Below are 17,381 nucleotides of genomic sequence, written 5' to 3' on the forward strand. Positions count from 1 at the left end.
CTGATGGGTAGGATCTGGGCATGGCTGAGGCACCTGTGCGGCGCGATGCAGCTCGCAACCGCGAGCGCCTGCTCGCCGCCGCCCGTGCCGTGGTGGCCGAACAGGGCGCCGAGGCGCCGTTGGACGAGATCGCCCGGGCCGCCGGGGTCAGCCGCACCACCCTTCACCGCCACTTCGCGGATCGCGCGGCGCTCGCCGCTGCCGTCCTGCAGGAGAGCGTCGAGGAGATCGAGGCCCGGGCGCTGGAGCTCGCCGTCCTGGACGACGGCGCCCTCCGCCTGTTCGACCTCGTGCTGGACATCCAGCTGCACACGCCCTGGCTGGCGCGGATGGCGATGCGTGAGCAGGGGCATGAGCTCGGCACCCTCTCCGACCGCACCCGTGCGGCTTTCGCCCCGCTGATGGCCCGGGCGCAGGAGGCGGGCCTCGCCCACCCCGGCACGACCGCCGCCGATGTCCTGCTCGCCCTGCCGATGATGACCGCGGCCATCGCCGTGCAGGGGCACTCCGGCGGGGCAGATGAGCTCCGACGCGCACGGCAGCTCCTGCATCGCGGCCTGTTCACGGTCTCGGCCCCGGGCGATGCCCCAGGCCCTAGGACCCGCTGACCTCGGCCACGGCGCCGTGCGAAGGCTCCAGCTCCTCCAGGAGCGGCGCGAGCAGCTCGGCCACGATCTCGGCCACGGCGATCGCCCCCTCGATCGAGAAGTGCGTGTTGTCCTCGACCCCCTCGGGGTAGAGCGGGCTCTGCCCCGCCGGCAGCTGTGTGAACAGTCCTCGGGAGAGATCCTCCCCGAGCGACCCGATGAGCTCACGGGTACGGGCCTGCAGATCCAGCAGCGGGACATCGAACGTCTCGGCGAGGCCGAGGACCGCGGTGGGGTGCTCCCCGTGGGTGCGCAGCAGCTTCCCGTCGGCGAAATGCCGCCGCGCAACCGGCGTGCACAGCACCGGATGCGCCCCGCGACCGCGCACCTCGGTGATCATGCGGGTGAGGTTCTCGGCGTAGCCGGCCCAGGCGGCGAGGTGCTCGTGCTTCTGGTCGTTGTGCCCGAACTGGAGCAGCACCAGATCGGCCGGCGCAGCGGCGTCGAGCACGGCGGACCACAGCCCGTCGGCGCGATGGGATTCGGTGGTGGCGCCGTTCTTGGCCAGGTCGACGACGTGGACCGGGGCTCTGTGGCCCCCATCGTCTGCGGCGCCACGGGCTGTCAGTGCGGCGCCCAGGTGGGCGCCCCAGCCGGACATCGGGTAGGCGGTGGCCGGATACGGCGCGACCGTGGAGTCCCCGGCGAGCACCACCCGGCGGCGGCGGACGGGGAGAGCGGCCCGGCGGTCCCGCAGCGCCGTGCTCATCGGGAGACGCGCAGTGCGGAGAGGTTCATGAGCCGCTCGCGGTAGCGGATGCTGTCGTCGAAGGACATGGGGCCTCTCGGGAGGTACGTGGGGGATGGCATGTCGGAGCGGTCCGATACCTGCTCAGGCGGCTGTGGGGGTGGCATCGAGGAGCCGCAGCAGCTGCGGGACCTCCTCGACGTCCACCGCGCGGTCGAGGAACAGCAGCGTCAGCGCGATCTCGAGGGTCTCGCTGAGCGGTACGTCCCGCGGCTCCTGCCAGGCGAGGCTCGCGCCGACACCGACGTAGTCCGAGGAGCGCACGAACCAGGGGTCGATGCGGCCCTGTACCTCGCGGTCCTGGACCAGCACCAGGCTCGACCAGGACTGACCGTGGCGGCGCTGGACCACCAGCACCTCGCCGGTGGAGCCGTGGGCCCGTGCCTCGCCCGGGCCGTCGGCGGTGAGGATCCTCGTCTCGTCTGCGCCGGGCAGGCGCCAGAACAAGCCGCCGTAGCCGGCGCCGACACGCCCTCGGGTGGCGGGGCTGTGGAGCTGCAGCGGTTCGGCGTCGGCCGTGAGGCTGCTGCGCCAGCGCAGCCCCCAGCCTGGGCCCGACGGCAGCAGCGATGCGGCGAGCGTGCGCTGTTCGGTCAGCAGTGCACGGCCGTCGTGGGCCAGCCAGTCCACCTGTGCTCGCAGGGTGCGGCCGTCGGCGGAGGGCTCGGCCTCGTGGAGCCGCTGGGTGCCGTGGTTGGCCAGCAGGGTCGAGCCACGGCCCTCGACGAAGGTGCGGCCGCCCCAGTAGGTGGTCCCGTTGACGTCGGGCAGGGCGAGGGAGGCGCCGTAATGGTGGCGATGATCGATGGGTGTCACCACGGTCATCGAACGGCCGCCCAGGGTGCGCACGGGATGCAGGTGGGGCCGCGGGCTGTGCACGGGGACCATGGTCTCCCCGCCGTCGGCGGTGACCAGCAGTGACTCCCCGTGCCGCAGCGACCACTCGGCCTCGCCCTGCTCCCAGCGCAGCGGGCCGTTGAAGGGCTCGTGCACGGAGTCATCGCCGGCGGACTGCGCGTCGTGCACCGACGGCATGCGCGAGTGCGGCACCCGCCCGGTGCTGTCGCCGAGCAGGAGGCGGGGGGAGAGCAGGGCGTTCTCGGTGGGCTCCGGGGCGCTGCTGGGATCCAGCTGTCGATGCAGCAGGGACCAGGCGACCGCGCCGGTGTCGAGCTCCTCCTGGTCGACGGTCGTCAGCGAGGGGACTGCGAAGCGTGCCAGATCGATGCCGTCGAAGCCGGTCACCGAGAGGTCGCCGGGAACGTCGACGCCGAACTGGTTCAGGCGCGCCAGCAGCCCGAAGGCGACCAGGTCGTTGAAGGCCAGCACGGCGGTCGCCCCGGTCTCGAGGACGTGCTCGGCCACGCGGTGGCCGTCGGCCATGCTGGCGCCGCCGAGGATGGTGCGGAAGCTGAGAGAGGGGCTGGTGTCCGCGAGGGCGTTCAACGCGGCCAGCCGCTCGTGGTGGGCGGCGCTGCGGGGAGGGCCCGAGACGTACAGCAGATCCCGGTGTCCCAGGGATTCGAGATGCCGCACCAGCTGGGACATGCCGCTCGCGTAGTCGATCCCGACGCTCGCGATCCGCGGATCGTCCAGGCTGCGGTTCAGCACCACCACCGGGGAGATCTGCGGGACCAGGGCCTCGAGCTCGAGCTCGTTCATCCGCGGCGCCACGAGCACGACCGCATCGCATTGGCGCCGGGCGTCCCGGGCGATGCCGGCCTCCCGTTCGGGAGTCGAGGCTTCGGCGACCAGCACCCCGTACCCGTCGGCCTCCGCCGCCCGGGTGAGGCTGCGCAGAATGCTCTGGAACATCGGGTTGCCGAGGTCGGGGATCACCAGCGACACGGTCATGGTGCGGCCGGTGGAGAGGTAGCGGGCGGTGAGGTTGGGGCGGTACTGCAGGCGGTCGGCCGCCTCGCGGACTCGGGCTCCGATCCCGGGATCGACGGTGGTGCGGCCGTTGAGCACCCGGGAGACGGTGGCGCGGGAGACTCCGGCGGCCTCGGCGACCTGGGTGATGGTCGGCCCTCCACTGCTGCGTGCCATCAGATCGCCGTCCCTTCCCTGTCCACGGTGAGCGCGCCGAAGCTCGCCCTGCGCTCCGTGAGGCCATGGTGCACCATGCTGTCCACCGCGGCGAACAGCCCCACCTCGGCGCCCACCCAGTGGCCCTTGGTGGCCTGCCAGTCCTCGAGCAGCACCAGCGGCTCCGCGGAGAGACCCTCGGCGGTCAGTCGCACCCGACCCGCCCCGTCGGCGTCCATCCGCAGTCGCACCGACACCTCGGCCGAGGGATCCTCGGCGACGAGGCGGTGGACCTCCACCACTTCGTCGGCCTCGTCGGCCGCCATGGTCCCGTGCACCAGCTCGACGCGTCCGCCCTCGCGGCGCAGGCCCGCCCAGGCGTAGCTCAGGCCGAGCACCACCAGCCCTGCTCGTTCGGTGCCGACGGGGGCGTCGGCCGCGACGGGTGGCAGGTGCAGCGTGACCGTCCAGGTCGAGGGCTTGCCCGGCAGCTGCTGAGCGAGGACGGCGCCGAGATCGCGCAGGTCACCGCGGGCGCTCGGGGCGAAGGAGAGATCCAGGCGGCCCTCGCCGCAGCGCGACCATCCCGGCTGCGGATTCGCCTGCCAGTGCCAGCGGGGGTGGAGCTCGGCAGTGGTGAAGGGGTCGGAGCGGAGGGGCTCGCGGTACGGCCGGGTCTCGGCCGAGTCCGTCGGCACCACCGCGACCGGGCGGCCGCGGACCTCATCGATGCTCTCGCCGATGTGCGGCCAGCCGTCCTCGTCGAAGCGGACCGGCTGGACGTGGGTGACCCGGCCGAAGACGCCGCGGTCCTGGAAGTGCACGAACCACCAGCGGCCGTGCAGATCGTCGACCAGCGCGCCCTGGTGCGGGCCGTTGACCTCGGTGGAGTCCTGCTCGAGCACGATCCGGTGCTCGTAGGGCCCCTCGAGCGAGCGAGAGCGGAAGACCACCTGGTAGCCGTCGGCGACGCCTCCCGCCGGTGCGAAGATCCAGTACCAGCCGTCCTTCCGGTACGCCTTGGGCCCCTCGAGGGTGAGCATGCCGGGCAGGTCCGCGCCGTCGATCAGGGTGCGCGAGGGGGACAGCGCCTCGCGGAGATCGGGCGTGACCTCGAGCAGGGAGAGGCGGTTCTTCACGCCGGCGCGAGAGCGGGCCCAGCCGTGGACCAGGTAGGCGCGGCCGTCCTCGTCCCACAGCGGGCAGGGGTCGATCAGGCCGCGTCCCGCCAGCAGCAGGCGCGGGGCGCTCCACGGGCCCGCGGGATGGGGGGCGTCGAGCACGAAGATCCCGTGATCCGGATCGGGGTAGACGATGTGGAACGTGCCCTCGTGCTCCCGGAGGCTGGGCGCCCAGACTCCGCTGCCCCGACGGGGGAGGGAGTAGTGGTCGGTGGGGACCAGTGCGGGCAGCGCATTGGTGACGTGCTCCCAGTCGACCAGGTTCCGCGAGCGCAGCACGGGCAGTCCCGGGGCGCGGTGGAAGCTGGAGGCGATCATCCAGTAGTCCTCGCCGGCGCGGATGACGTCCGGATCCGGCCAGTCGGCATCGAGGACGGGGTTCGAGCGGTGCTCCAAGTTCTCTCCTCCAGAGGGGGCGGGGTCGACATCGACTCACCGTGAGACCGCTTCTCGGGTGATGGGAGAAACGTGCGGGGAACCGATTACCGGAGCCCGTGGTCGCACACAGTACCAGCACTTCAAGCCTTGGCGGAATGGGCTTTCCAGCAAGGTGCGAGCGGAGAGGGGATGCAGGAATGGCTCCATTACTGCGCTCTGAACTGCGCAGATGCACGAACCTCACGGCGCTCGGCGCGGCGCTGCGCGAAAAGCGGCCATTCTGCGTGTTGACAGCCCCGAGAACTCACTCCACACTTGAGCCTCACGGGATACCGGTTTCCAATGGAGCGGTTTCCCGCCCGCCCTCGACGAAGAGCAAGGATGGCCAATGGTGGCTGACTCCGTGATCGATCCTCGGGCGAGCTCGTCCGTGCTCGACGCCCCGGATGCTGACTCCCCGCACCGCACCGGCCCGCCGATGCGGCGACGGTCCCTGGCATCGAGGATGTGGCGGCACCGTGCGCTCTACCTGATGGCGCTGCCCGGCATCGTGTACTTCCTGGTGTTCAAGTACCTGCCGATGGGCGGGCTGATCATCTCGTTCCAGGACTACAAGCCGTTCCTCGGCATCATGGGCAGCCCCTGGGTGGGGTTCGAGCACTTCGTGCGCCTGTTCACGCAGGACACCTTCTTCATGCTGCTGCGCAACACCCTGGTGCTGTCGCTGCTGCTGATGCTGATCTCGTTCCCGATTCCGATCGTGCTCGCGCTGCTGCTGAACGAGCTGCGCGGCAGGTTCTTCAAGCGCAGCGTCCAGACCATCATCTACATCCCCCACTTCATGTCGTGGGTGATCGTGGTGTCGCTGTTCTACGTGATGCTCACGACCGACGGCGGGGCGATCAACAACCTCATCGTCTCCCTCGGCGGGGAACCGATCGGCTTCCTCACCGACCCGGACTGGCTGCGCCCGATGTACGTGTTCCAGCATGTGTGGCGCACCGCCGGCTGGGGGACCATCGTCTACCTCGCGGCGCTGACCGCCGTGGACATGGCGCTGTACGAAGCGTCCGACATCGACGGTGCGAACCGCTGGCAGCAGACCTGGCACATCACCCTGCCGGCGATCCGCCCCACCATCATCGTGCTGTTCATCCTCTCGATCGGTGACTTCCTCGAGCTCGGCTTCGAGCACATGTTCCTGCTGCTGAACTCCATGAACCGCGAGGTCGGAGAAATCTTCGACACCTTCGTGTACACCGCCGGCATCCAGAACGGCCAGCTGAGCTTCGCCACGGCCGTGGGCCTGTTCAAGGGCCTGGTGGGCCTGGTCCTGGTGATCGGCGCGAACTCGCTGGCCAAGAAGTTCGGCGAAGAGGGCGTCTACTGATGTTCGGCTTCGAGCAGTTCCTGGCGATCAACCGGAAGCTGACCGGCTTCTGGCGCCTGGCCTGGCTGAACCTGCTGTGGGTCGCGGTCACGGTGCTGGGCCTGGGCGTGCTCGGGGTGGGGCCTGCCAGCTACGCGATGGCGAAGTACCTCCACCGCTGGTTCCGCCACGGGGAGACCCCTCCCTCGACACGGGCCTTCTTCCGCTACGCCCTCGAGCTGCGCTGGCGACCGGTGCTGGTGGGCGCGGTGCTGATGGGCGCCGGCGGGATCATCGCCGTGAACCTGATGAGCCTCACGGACTGGTACCTGCGGGCCGCGAACCTGCTGGCCCTGGGCGTGCTGTGGATCATCGCCGCCTACGTCTTCACCGTGCTGGCGGCGCTCGACGTCAAGGGCCTGCGGGCCCAGCTGACCAGCGCCCTGCTGCTCGGGCTCGGCTCTCTGCACTGGACGATCATCGGCACCACCGTGGTGGTCATCGGTCACGCGCTGATGCTCCGCTTCGCCGTGCCCCTGCTGGCGCTGTTCGCGGTGGCTCTGCCCGCCGCGGTCTTCGCCGCCATCAGCGTGCGGATCCTCCGCGACCTCGAGCCCGCCGCGGCCGAGGACCCCGACTCCACCCTGCGCATCGATGCGCATCCCGTGAAGCGCACCGACGCGCTCACGAACCCCCTCAGAAAAGGAACCCCGGCATGATCTCTCGCAGGAACCTCTTTCAGGCCGCACCCGTCGCAGCAGCCGGCGCACTCGCCCTCTCCGCCTGCGGCGGCAGCTCCAGCGGAGGCGGCGGTGAGGGCGGCAGCGGTGACGGTGGCGCCTTCACCTGGATGGCGCTGCTGCACACCCCGTCCACCCCCGAGGCGAGCGGCCCGGTGCAGTCGGGCCTGACCGAGGCGATCGGCCAGGAGTTCGAGATCCAGTGGGTGCCGGACGCCTCCAAGGAGGAGAAGATGAACGCGGCCCTCGCCTCGGGCTCCGTCGCCGACATCACCTCCATCACCAACCTCACCAACTCCAGCATCCGCAGCGGCGTGACCTCTGGACTGTTCTGGGACGTCGAGCCGTTCCTCGGCGAGTTCGAGAACCTGAAGTCCATCGACCCGAAGGTGATCGAAGCCGCCCGCCTCGACGGTGTGCTGTACGGGGTGCCCTTCCAGAAGCCCCTCGCCCGGTACGGCGTGCTGGTGCGTCAGGACTGGCTGGATGCGCTCGGTCTCGAGGTCCCCCACACCATCGAGGAGCTCGGCGAGGTCGCCAAGGCCTTCGCCGCAGGCGACCCGACGGGCACCGGCGCCTCCGTCACCGGCTTCATCGACCGCGAGGAGAGCTTCAAGGTGGGCTTCCGCGCGCTGGCCGGCTACTTCGGGGCCGGCGAGACCTTCCAGCTGGACGAGGCCTCGGGCACGATCATCCCCGCCTGCACCTCCGATGCCTGGAAGGAAGCGATGGAGTGGTACCAGGGCGTGTACGCCGCGGGCGGCGTGAACCAGGAGTTCATCACCACCCAGAAGCAGAACCAGCAGCAGGCGATCGCCCAGGACAAGGGCGGCATCGTGGTCACCGGACTGTTCGAGGCCAAGAACTACGTGGCGCTCGCCAACAGCATCAACCCTGATTCCGGCGTCGAGTGGACCCTGATCAACGACATCACCTATGCGGACGTCCCGCGGCGCATCGTCTCCGACACCGGCGGCGGCATGGGCGGACTGTTCTCGATCTCCACCCAGTCGGTGCAGTCCGAGGACGATGTGCGCCGGGTGCTGGCCTTCGCCGACGGGCTGATGAACCAGGACGCCCACAACCTCATGACCAACGGGATCGAGGGCACCCACTACGAGATCGACGGCGACGGCGCCGTGAACATCACCGACCAGGCGCTGTGGGAGCAGGAGGTCCAGCCGTACTCGAGCTCCCGCCTGGCAGAGAACGCCTTCATCTACCAGTCCTCGGACCCGTACGTGAACCTCGCCAACGAGATGATGGATGAGAACGCGGAGTACGCGATCACCAATCCGGTGCAGTCGCTGAACTCGGAGACGTTCAACACCCAGTGGGCCACGATCGAGCAGGGCCTGATCGACGCCTACAACAAGTTCATGATGGGCCAGGCCTCGATGGGCGACTACGAGGCCGCGATCGAGTCCGCCCGCGGCCAGGGCCTGGACGACATCATCAGCGAGTACACCGAGGCGTACGAGCAGTTCAACGCCTGATCCGCGGCGGGATCGGGCCCTTCTCGGCCCGGTCCCGCCACCCTTGCCTCGCGTCCCCGAGAAAGGCCCCCGCCGTGACCCTCACGTCGCCCCCGCAGGACACCACCGACACCGCGCTCGCGACCACCCGGCTGCAGCGCGCCATCGACGACGCCGCGGCCGTCGGCGGCGGCCAGGTGCGGATCCCCGCGGGCGTGCACCGCACCGGGGCGCTGCGCCTGCGCAGCGGCATCGACCTGCATCTCGAGGCGGGCGCCGTCCTGCAGTTCGTGGCGGACCCCGCGCTGTACCCCGCGGTCGATGCCCGCTGGGAGGGGGCTGTCGGCACGGTGCACTCGCCGTGCCTCTTCGCCCACGGCGAGAAGGACGTCGCGATCACGGGCCTCGGCACGATCGACGGCGCGGGCGAGACCTGGTGGGACCTTGCGCGGCACCGCCCCGAGGAGCTCGCACATCCTCGACCCACCCTGATCGGGCTGCACGAGTGCGAGCGGGTCACGATCCGGGACGTCTCCCTGCGCAGCTCCCCGGCCTGGACGGTGCACCCCGCGCTGTGCGAGGACGTCACCGTCGCCGGGGTCAGCATCCGCAACCCCGCGGACTCCCCGAACACCGATGGCATCAATCCCGAGTCCTGCCGCAACGTGCGCATCAGCGACTGCCACATCGATGTGGGCGATGACTGCATCGCGATCAAGGCCGGCACCGAGCGCACCCCGGACAGGGTCGCCACCGAGAACGTCACCATCACCGGTTGCACCATGGTGCGTGGCCACGGCGGGGTGGTGATCGGCAGCGAGATGAGCGGCGGCGTGCGCAACGTCGTGATCAGCAACTGCATCTTCCAGGGCACCGACCGCGGCATCCGCCTCAAGACCCGCCGCGATCGCGGCGGAATGGTCGAGAACCTGCGGGTGACGGGCGTGGTGATGGACGACGTGCTGTGCCCGCTGACCGTCAACCCCTTCTACTTCTGCGGGCCCGAGGGCAAGGAGCCGCACATCGGCGACCGCGAGGCGCGCCCGGTCGACGCCGGCACCCCGCAGCTGCGCTCCCTGCACCTGGCGCACATCACGGCGACCAACGTGCACGCCTCCGCCGGGCACGTCTTCGGACTGCCGGAGGCGCCGCTGCAGGATCTCAGCCTGCACGACGTGAGCATCAGCTTCGCCGAGCAGCCGCGGCCCGCCGCCCCGGAGATGGCGCTGGATGTCCCCGAGCGGGTCCGCTCCGGGATCGAGCTCGGCTTCGTCGCCGGCGGCGATCTCAGCCGGGTGCGGGTGCGCGGCATGGTGGGCGAGCCCGTCCTCACCACCTCGTGCACCGACCTCGAACTCGATGTCAGGGGGAGCGATGTCCACCATGGCTGAACCGCGCCGAGCAGCGCGTCCCGGGCGCGAGCAGGCCGCTCCGCGGGTCTCCCGCACCGCCGAGCTGTGGCTGGTGGGGATCGGGATGGCCCTGTCCTTCATCTTCCTGGGCGGCTTCGCCCTGGTGATGAACCGGATCGACTTGCCCACCTTCGAGCAGGTCGTGATGCCGGCGCTGGTCGGCACCGATCCCGGCCTCGGAGTCGCGGAGGCCCATGCGCTGGCCCGCACCCTCGCCGCCTGGTTCTCCGTCACCCTGATCGCCGTGCTGCTGGCGTCGGCGATCGGCTGGTTCCTCGCCCGTCGGCGCCCCTGGCGGCGCACCGCGGGGTGTTGGATCCTCGCCGCCGGTCTCGCCTGCCTGCTGGGAAGCCAGCTGATCCTGTTCCCCGTCGCCTTCGTCTTCTTCGTCGCCGCCGGCTTCTTCGCCCTTCGCCCGGTCACGGATGGGAGCCCCTCATGACCACCTCGCAGTCCGCACCCCTCACCGACACCCCCGTCCAGGCCGTCCTGGCGACCGCTCCGCCGCCACCGCGCCGGCGCCGGCGTGACGGGGCCCCGGCAGGGCGCCGGCTGACCCGGGGGGAGCAGGTCTTCCGGGTGGTCAACGTGATCATCCTGAGCGGGTTCGCGCTGATCTGCGCGATCCCCTTCGTGCACGTGATCGGCAGCTCCTTCGCCACTCCCGGCGAGCTCGCCACCCGCAACTTCCTGCTGATCCCACGCGAGGTCACCCTCGACGCCTACCGCTACATCCTCTCCACCCCGACGATCTTCCGGGCGATCGGGGTCTCGACGATCGTGACCGTTGGCGGCACCTTCCTGAGCCTGCTGATGACCGCACTGATGGCCTACGCGCTCGCCAAGCCCTATCTGCTGGGGCGGCGCGCGGTGAACTTCATGGTCGTGTTCACGATGCTGTTCAGCGGCGGAATGATCCCCACCTTCATCGTGGTCACCAAGCTGGGACTGCTGGATTCGCTGTGGTCGCTGGTGCTGCCGGTGCTGATCAACGCCTTCAACTTCGTGATCATGCGGAACTTCTTCTCCGGCATCCCGGAGAGCCTTGAGGAGTCCGCCCGCATCGACGGCTGCTCCGAGCTGGGGGTGTTCCTGCGGATCGTGCTGCCGCTGTCGGTCGCCTCGATCGCGACCATCGGCCTGTTCTACGGCGTGACCTACTGGAACACGTACATGCACGCCGTGCTCTACATCAACGACTCCTCGAAGTGGCCGATCCAGGTGCTGCTGCGCCAGATCGTCATCGTCTCCAGCGGCGTGAACGCGGATTCCACGGCGGTCGACGTGGTGCCGCCGGCCCAGTCGGTGAAGATGGCCGTCATCGCCGTGGCGACTCTGCCGATGCTCCTGGTCTACCCCTTCATCCAGCGCTTCTTCGTCAAGGGCGCCCTGATCGGTTCGGTCAAGGGCTGAGCGCGGTGGGGAGAGCCGGAGTAAGCGGAGCCGAGGCGATGGCTGCTGAGCAACAGCGGGAGCACCTGCGCACGCTGCTCGGCCTGCCTGGATTGCCTGGCCTGCCTGGATCGTCCCGACTGCAGAGCCCCGACCCCGAGGCCGGCGAGACAGCGCGCCTCGATTCCCTCCCGTCGACCCCGTCGACCGGAGCCCCCGAAGAGGTGCACGTGCGCACCGCCGAGGGTGTCTCGATCCCGGCCTTCCTCCTGCGCCCCGCCCCGGAGCTCGCCAACGGTGCCGGGGTGGTGCTGATCGCGGGGCACGCCCGCGGCATCGATGACCTGGTGCGCACCGACCCGACCGACGAGTACCACGAGGGCCTCGCGCACAAGCTGGTGCGGGCCGGGCTCACGGTGCTGTGCCCGGAGATGATCAGCTTCGGCCGTCGACGCTTCCCCCGTGCGGAGGGCGCCGAGCCCTACGAGCTGGCCGAGAACTCCTGCGGCATCGATGCCGCTCGCCTGCTTCTGCACGGCCGTCCGGTGATGGGCCAGCGGGTGGCCGACGCGCTCGCCGCCGTGCAGGCTCTGCGGCAGCTGCCCGGGGTGGATCCCGGACGGGTGGGCATCGCCGGCGGATCCGGGGGCGGGGCGGTCTCGCTCCTGCTCGCCGCCGCGGACCCGTCGATTGCTGGAGCCCTGGTCGCGACGTATTTCTGCAGCTTCGAGGCGAGCCTCTGCTCGATCCGGCACTGCCCCTGCAACATCATCCCGGGCCTCCTGCCCGAGCTCGAGATGGCGGACATCGCCGCCCTCGTCGCCCCGCGTCCGCTGATCCTGGAGGCGGGGGAGCGGGACCACATCTTCCCGATCGCGGCGACGAGGGAGTCTTTCGCGCTTCTCGCCCCGGCATGGGAGGCGCACGGCGCTGTCCCTCCCGAGCTCGTGGTCACCGACGGCGGTCACGCCTTCCGTGCGGAGCGCTCCCTCGACGCACTGGTGCAGGCGCTCACGGTCTGAACCCCGCACCGTCTGAACCCCGCACCGTCTGAACCCCGCACACAGGGCGCGGCGCCAGCGCGGCGTCGGCGCGCCATCCCACGACATGTCGCAAGCATCCCCTCTGAGGTGTCGCGTCGCGAAGGCTGCAGCGACACCTCTGAGGGGATACCGACGGGTAACCCGTGCGGATTCGAGATTCTGAACGTGGTCAATCCGGCATGGATGCGGAAATGAGGCGTTCCTGACGTACGTTTAAGGGGTGGACGTTGCTGCGACCTCTGTGACGCGCGCGCCATCAATGACTTGAGACCCTGACCCTTCGACGATGGAGACACCTCCCCATGCCCACCCCCCGCCGTAAGCTCACTGCTCCCCCGCGCCTGCCCCGGAACGGGCTGCGCATCACCGCGCTCGGCGGCCTCGGCGAGGTCGGCCGCAACATGACGGTGTTCGAGTACGCCGGCAAGCTCCTGATCGTCGACTGCGGCGTACTCTTCCCCGAGGAGCACCAGCCCGGCATCGACGTGATCCTGCCGGACTTCACCTCGATCCGCGACCGGCTCGACGACATCGAGGCCATCGTCCTGACCCACGGTCACGAGGACCACATCGGCGGCGTGCCGTACCTGCTCAAGGAGCGGGGCGACATCCCCCTGATCGGCTCCGAGCTGACCCTGGCGTTCATCACCGCGAAGCTCAAGGAGCATCGCATCACCCCCAAGACCATCCAGGTCGAGGCGGGGGAGCACCGGAAGGCTGGCTCGTTCGACCTCGAGTTCGTCGCGGTCAACCACTCGATCCCGGATGCGCTGGCCGTCATGATCCGCACCAAGGCGGGCAGCGTGCTGCACACCGGTGACTTCAAGATGGACCAGTTCCCGCTGGACAACCGCATCACCGACCTGCGTGCCTTCGCGCGTCTGGGCGAGGAGGGTGTGGATCTCTTCCTCACCGACTCCACCAACGCCGAGGTCCCCGGCTTCACGATGTCCGAGCGGGATCTCAACCCGGCCATCGACCAGGTGTTCACCACCTCGCCGCGGCGGATCATCGTCTCGAGCTTCGCCAGCCACGTGCACCGCATCCAGCAGGTGCTCAACGCCGCCCACGCGAATGGCCGCAAGGTCGCCTTCGTCGGCCGCTCCATGGTGCGCAACATGGGGATCGCCCGCGATCTCGGCTACCTCACCATCCCCAAGGGACTGGTCGTCGACTTCCGCAAGATCCAGTCGATGCCCGATCACAAGGTCACGCTGATCTGCACCGGTTCGCAGGGCGAGCCGATGGCGGCGCTGGCCCGCATGGCCAACGGCGACCACCAGATCCAGGTCGGCGAGGGCGACACCGTGCTGATGGCGAGCTCGCTGATCCCGGGCAACGAGAACGCGATCTACGGGATCATCAACAAGCTCACCGATCTCGGCGCGAACATCGTCCACAAGGGCAACGCGAAGGTCCACGTCTCCGGCCACGCGAGCGCGGGCGAGCTCGTGTACTGCTACAACATCGTGCGTCCGAAGAACGTGATGCCGGTGCATGGCGAGTCCAAGCACCTGCACGCCAACGCCGAGCTGGCCCGTCGCACCGGCGTGCCGGAGGACCACATCGTCATCGCGCAGGACGGCTACACCGTCGACCTGATCGACGGCCACGCGAAGATCTCCGGCAAGGTCGAGGCCGGCCTGGTCTACGTCGACGGGCAGACCATCGGCGCCGCCACCGAGGACACCCTCGCCGAGCGTCGCCTGCTCAGCGGCGGCGGCGTCGTGACCGTGGTGGCCCTGATCGATCCCGACACGTACCAGCCGGTCGAGCCGGTCGAGTTCATGACCAAGGGCTTCGTGCATGACAAGCGCACCTTCGACGGTGCGTCGACCCAGGTCAACAAGGCGCTGGCCCGCGCCAAGCAGGACAAGATCGAGGACATCGGCGCGATCGAGAACATCATCGTCGACACCGTCAGCGGCTACCTGCGCCGCACCTACCGCCGCGAGCCCGCCGTCATGGCCGTGGTGGTCGACGCCTGAGCGACGCCTGGTCGTCAGACTTCTTCCCAAGGCCCCTCCGGCCCGCCTCGCGGCGGCAGTCGGAGGGGCCTTCGGCGATACTGGGCGGATGACGGATCCAGCACTGCAGCTCCTGGTCGGCGGCCTCTCCCGTGAGGAGCTGCGGGGGCGGCTGGAGGCGTCGGCGGTCCAGCTCAATGCGCATGCTGAGGCCCTGCTCGTACACCCCTGCTTCGATGAGCGTGCACCGGAGAGCGTGACGGTCATCCAGCGCCGCGTGGCGGATCTCGGCCTCCCGGAGGGTGGCACTCTGCCAGCGGTCATCGCTGCGGCGCTGCGGCACGACCTCCGGCTCTGCCCGCCCGAGACGGGCCCGTATCTGCGGCTCGCGATGACCTCGCAATCCCAGGCGCCGGATTCCGTGCTCTCCGCGGGGCGCATCCCGACCGGAGCGCTGCATGTGGTCTCTGCTCCGCTGAGCGAGGACGTGGAGTTCCCGAAGGGCTTCTATCTGCGGGTGGTCGACGGAGTGGCGTGGCTGCGCGGTTTCCGCTGCGACGACGACTACGTCTGGCCGCCGGAGAGCGTGATCGCGCTCCGTGCGGCCGAAGAGCGCTGAGCGGCGCGTGACACGAGGGGCGCACGCTCCGGCCCGTGCTCAGCCGCGCCGGTGCGTCCGGTGGGCCGACGGGCTCATGCCGTGCTGGGCCCGGAACCGGCGCGAGAAGTACAGCGCGTCGCGGAACCCGACCCGGCGGGCCACGGTGGTGACGGGATCATCGGTCAGCTCCAGCAGGCGGGCGGCCAGCTCCATCCGCTGCGCCTCGACATAGCGGGTGAGGGGCGTGCCCACCTGCGCGGAGAACAAGTGCGCCAGACGTGACGGGGAGAGGTGGGCGACGTCCGCGAGCCGCGCCACGTCGAGCTGCTCAGCGAGATGGGCGTCGATGTGTTCGAGGACCCGCAGCACGCGCTCGTCGAGCTGGCGCCGGCGAGGGTTCTGGGTGTCATACCAGAGCAACGCCGCTTCGATCCCGTTCAGCGCGAACAGCTCCGGGCGGCCGACGGCGAGGCGCGCAGCGCGTGCCGCCCCGCGCAGCTGCTCGCGCACGCGATGGTCCACCTCCGTGCCCAGCCGGATGCAGCCAATCCCCGGAGCGGCGTCGGGCCAGTCCAGCAGCGCCAGCCAGGTCGCCGGCGGGTGCACATGGCAGAACAGCATGTCCCAGTGGCCGGCGACCAGATCGGTCCCGTAGTCGTGGACGGTGCCTGGGCGCAGCAGCACCCCGTCGCCGGGCGAGGTCGCGACCCGGGTGCCGTCGGCCGCGAGCACCAGACCGCCGCCACCCACGGTGTGCAGCAGCAGCCAGTCCTCGGTCCCCCGGGAGCGCCGCACGTGATAGCCGGTGTCCTGGGTGAGCTCCCCGGCCAGCACGCGTCCGAACTGGGGCGGCGGCAGCTCGAGGGCAGGCCCGCGCGGAGCCGATGCCCGAGATGGCGCAGCAGGATCGTCCATGTCTTCTCCCTTCGATCACCTGGTCCGCAGCAGTGCGTGGACTCAGACTGGCATCATGACGACCACTTCGGAAGCCCCCATCGGCCGCTCGACCCCTGCAGAGCCCACCGGACTCCAGGTCCTCGATGCAGAGGGCCTGGATCCGCGCCGGCTGGCTGATGCCTACGACCGCAACGGCGCGGTGCACCTGCGCGGCGTGCTCACTGCGGAGGAGATCGGCGAGCTGCGCGACAGCTTCACCACCCACATCGAGACCGATGGCAGCGGCGGGTCCTTCGGAGAGATCCCCGAGGGGGACCCGCTGCGTGCCTATCCGCGGATGATCCAGCCGCATCGGGCTGATCATCACCCGGGGCAGCTCGCCCGGCGCTGGCTGCTCGAGAAGCGGGTGATGGGGCGGGTGATCGAGGCAGTGGGCCCGGTATGGGCGGCGCAGTCGATGTTCTACTTCAAGCCGGCCGGTGCTCGCGGTCAGGCCATGCATCAGGACAACTACTTCCTACAGTCCCACCCGGAGACCTGCATCGCGGCCTGGATCGCGGTCGATGACTGCGATGCCGAGAACGGGGCGCTCGGCGTGGTGCCCGGAACCCACCGCTACGAGATCGAATGTCCTGAGGAAGCCGACGCCTCAGAATCGTTCACCACCATCACGGTGAGCATCCCCGCGCACCTTCGGGTCGAGCAGACGGAGATGAAGGCCGGCGACATGCTCATCTTCCACGGCAGCCTGGTGCACGGATCGAAGCCCAACACGAGCACCGACCGTTTCCGTCGTTCGCTGATCTTCCACTACATCCCCGAGGGCAGTCGGGAGGTGGCCGCCGCCTACCAGCCGCTGCTCGACGCTGCGGGTGATGAGGTGCGGATCGACGCCTCCGAGTACGGCGGGGAGTGCGGCGAGGGTTGGGTGGCGCGCAACCACTGAGCGCGGGTGGGCACGGGCACAGGCACGGGCGCAGGCACAGGCGCGGGCGGAGCCGAAGTTCCGGTCAGAAGGGTGGTTCGGGCTCGGGCTCGGGCTCGGGCTCGGGCTCGGGTTCGGTGTCCGGAGGCGTGCCGGGCAGCGGTGCCGGGTCGGTGTCCTGGAGGAGCCCGAGGCCGCGCGCTGCCTCCCAGGCGAGCATCTCCTCGTAGACATTCCAGGAGTGCTGGAGGGCTTTGGCGAGTACCGGCGTGAGCAGGTCGTAGTTCTGTCTCGCTCGGATGCGGGCCTGCCCGGCGATGACCCAGGTAGTGCTCCCATCCGGTTCTCGCACCGGATCGATGAGGCCGCGAGTCTTCATCTCATGGTGCTTCCAGCACAATCGATGAAGATTGTCGATCTCCGTCTGGCCGCCATTCTCGGGATTCTCGTGATCGTACTCTTCGATATGATCCGCTTCTCCCACGGTGCAGACATTTCTGGTGCATCCGGGGACGGCGCATACGGGCTCTTCGCGGTTGGTGGTGAAGGAGAGCGTCGCGTCGCTGGCGTAGAACGGC

The 17,381-nt window shown here is 69.7% G+C and carries 16 protein-coding genes; 11 read left to right on the forward strand and 5 right to left on the reverse strand.

Annotated features, from left to right (window positions below):
• The first annotated feature begins 20 nt into the window (after positions 1-20).
• Positions 21-608 carry a TetR/AcrR family transcriptional regulator gene (locus ACTH43_RS12300; RefSeq protein ID WP_441445188.1) on the forward strand — a complete coding sequence of 196 codons (588 nt, stop codon included), beginning with the start codon at positions 21-23 and terminating at the stop codon, positions 606-608.
• On the opposite strand, the gene ACTH43_RS12305 is transcribed toward ACTH43_RS12300, so the two are convergent.
• The 3 genes from ACTH43_RS12305 to ACTH43_RS12315 all read right to left on the reverse strand — a co-directional run bounded on the left by ACTH43_RS12305 (position 595) and on the right by ACTH43_RS12315 (position 5,000).
• Positions 595-1,356 carry a rhamnogalacturonan acetylesterase gene (locus ACTH43_RS12305; RefSeq protein ID WP_441445189.1) on the reverse strand — a complete coding sequence of 254 codons (762 nt, stop codon included), beginning with the start codon at positions 1,354-1,356 and terminating at the stop codon, positions 595-597. The two genes, ACTH43_RS12300 and ACTH43_RS12305, sit on opposite strands and share 14 nt — an antisense overlap.
• 123 nt (positions 1,357-1,479) lie before the next feature.
• Entirely contained in the window at positions 1,480-3,444 is a 1,965-nt protein-coding gene (locus tag ACTH43_RS12310; protein WP_441445190.1) for a DUF6807 family protein, read from the reverse strand.
• Positions 3,444-5,000: a family 43 glycosylhydrolase gene (locus tag ACTH43_RS12315; RefSeq protein WP_441445191.1), complete on the reverse strand. Its 1,557-nt coding sequence runs from the start codon at positions 4,998-5,000 to the stop codon at positions 3,444-3,446. Before ACTH43_RS12315 ends, ACTH43_RS12310 begins: the two co-directional genes overlap by 1 nt.
• Positions 5,001-5,370: 370 nt before the next feature.
• On the opposite strand from ACTH43_RS12315, the gene ACTH43_RS12320 reads away from it, so the two are divergent.
• The 9 genes from ACTH43_RS12320 to ACTH43_RS12360 all read left to right on the forward strand — a co-directional run bounded on the left by ACTH43_RS12320 (position 5,371) and on the right by ACTH43_RS12360 (position 14,999).
• A complete protein-coding gene (locus ACTH43_RS12320) occupies positions 5,371-6,372 on the forward strand; it encodes an ABC transporter permease (RefSeq protein ID WP_441445192.1) in 1,002 nt (333 codons plus the stop codon).
• Positions 6,372-7,070 carry a DUF624 domain-containing protein gene (locus ACTH43_RS12325; protein WP_441445193.1) on the forward strand — a complete coding sequence of 233 codons (699 nt, stop codon included), beginning with the start codon at positions 6,372-6,374 and terminating at the stop codon, positions 7,068-7,070. The genes ACTH43_RS12320 and ACTH43_RS12325 overlap by 1 nt, the downstream gene beginning before the upstream one ends.
• Positions 7,067-8,587: an extracellular solute-binding protein gene (locus ACTH43_RS12330; RefSeq protein WP_441445194.1), complete on the forward strand. Its 1,521-nt coding sequence runs from the start codon at positions 7,067-7,069 to the stop codon at positions 8,585-8,587. Before ACTH43_RS12325 ends, ACTH43_RS12330 begins: the two co-directional genes overlap by 4 nt.
• Before the next feature lie 74 nt (positions 8,588-8,661).
• Complete coding sequence (locus ACTH43_RS12335; protein ID WP_441445195.1) at positions 8,662-9,957, forward strand: glycoside hydrolase family 28 protein; 1,296 nt, start codon at positions 8,662-8,664, stop codon at positions 9,955-9,957.
• On the forward strand, positions 9,941-10,420 hold the full coding sequence (locus ACTH43_RS12340; protein ID WP_441445196.1) for a hypothetical protein: 480 nt from the start codon (positions 9,941-9,943) through the stop codon (positions 10,418-10,420). Before ACTH43_RS12335 ends, ACTH43_RS12340 begins: the two co-directional genes overlap by 17 nt.
• On the forward strand, positions 10,417-11,391 hold the full coding sequence (locus ACTH43_RS12345) for a carbohydrate ABC transporter permease (protein ID WP_441445197.1): 975 nt from the start codon (positions 10,417-10,419) through the stop codon (positions 11,389-11,391). Before ACTH43_RS12340 ends, ACTH43_RS12345 begins: the two co-directional genes overlap by 4 nt.
• Before the next feature lie 38 nt (positions 11,392-11,429).
• The gene (locus ACTH43_RS12350; RefSeq protein WP_441445198.1) at positions 11,430-12,392 is read left to right on the forward strand and encodes a dienelactone hydrolase family protein; all 963 of its coding nucleotides are present in this window, start codon (positions 11,430-11,432) and stop codon (positions 12,390-12,392) included.
• A 323-nt stretch (positions 12,393-12,715) separates the two neighbouring features.
• The gene (locus tag ACTH43_RS12355) at positions 12,716-14,401 is read left to right on the forward strand and encodes a ribonuclease J (RefSeq protein WP_441445199.1); all 1,686 of its coding nucleotides are present in this window, start codon (positions 12,716-12,718) and stop codon (positions 14,399-14,401) included.
• A gap of 88 nt (positions 14,402-14,489) precedes the next feature.
• Positions 14,490-14,999, forward strand: a complete 510-nt coding sequence (locus ACTH43_RS12360; protein WP_441445200.1) for a hypothetical protein — start codon at positions 14,490-14,492, stop codon at positions 14,997-14,999.
• A gap of 39 nt (positions 15,000-15,038) precedes the next feature.
• On the opposite strand, the gene ACTH43_RS12365 is transcribed toward ACTH43_RS12360, so the two are convergent.
• A complete protein-coding gene (locus ACTH43_RS12365; RefSeq protein WP_441445201.1) occupies positions 15,039-15,896 on the reverse strand; it encodes a helix-turn-helix domain-containing protein in 858 nt (285 codons plus the stop codon).
• A gap of 55 nt (positions 15,897-15,951) precedes the next feature.
• Between ACTH43_RS12365 and ACTH43_RS12370 the strand changes: the two genes are divergently transcribed.
• On the forward strand, positions 15,952-16,824 hold the full coding sequence (locus tag ACTH43_RS12370; protein WP_441445202.1) for a phytanoyl-CoA dioxygenase family protein: 873 nt from the start codon (positions 15,952-15,954) through the stop codon (positions 16,822-16,824).
• A 64-nt stretch (positions 16,825-16,888) separates the two neighbouring features.
• On the opposite strand, the gene ACTH43_RS12375 is transcribed toward ACTH43_RS12370, so the two are convergent.
• Positions 16,889-17,182 carry a hypothetical protein gene (locus tag ACTH43_RS12375; RefSeq protein WP_441445203.1) on the reverse strand — a complete coding sequence of 98 codons (294 nt, stop codon included), beginning with the start codon at positions 17,180-17,182 and terminating at the stop codon, positions 16,889-16,891.
• Between the last annotated feature and the right edge of the window lie 199 nt (positions 17,183-17,381).

The organism is Brachybacterium sp., from assembly GCF_052095815.1.
GTDB lineage: Bacteria > Actinomycetota > Actinomycetes > Actinomycetales > Dermabacteraceae > Brachybacterium.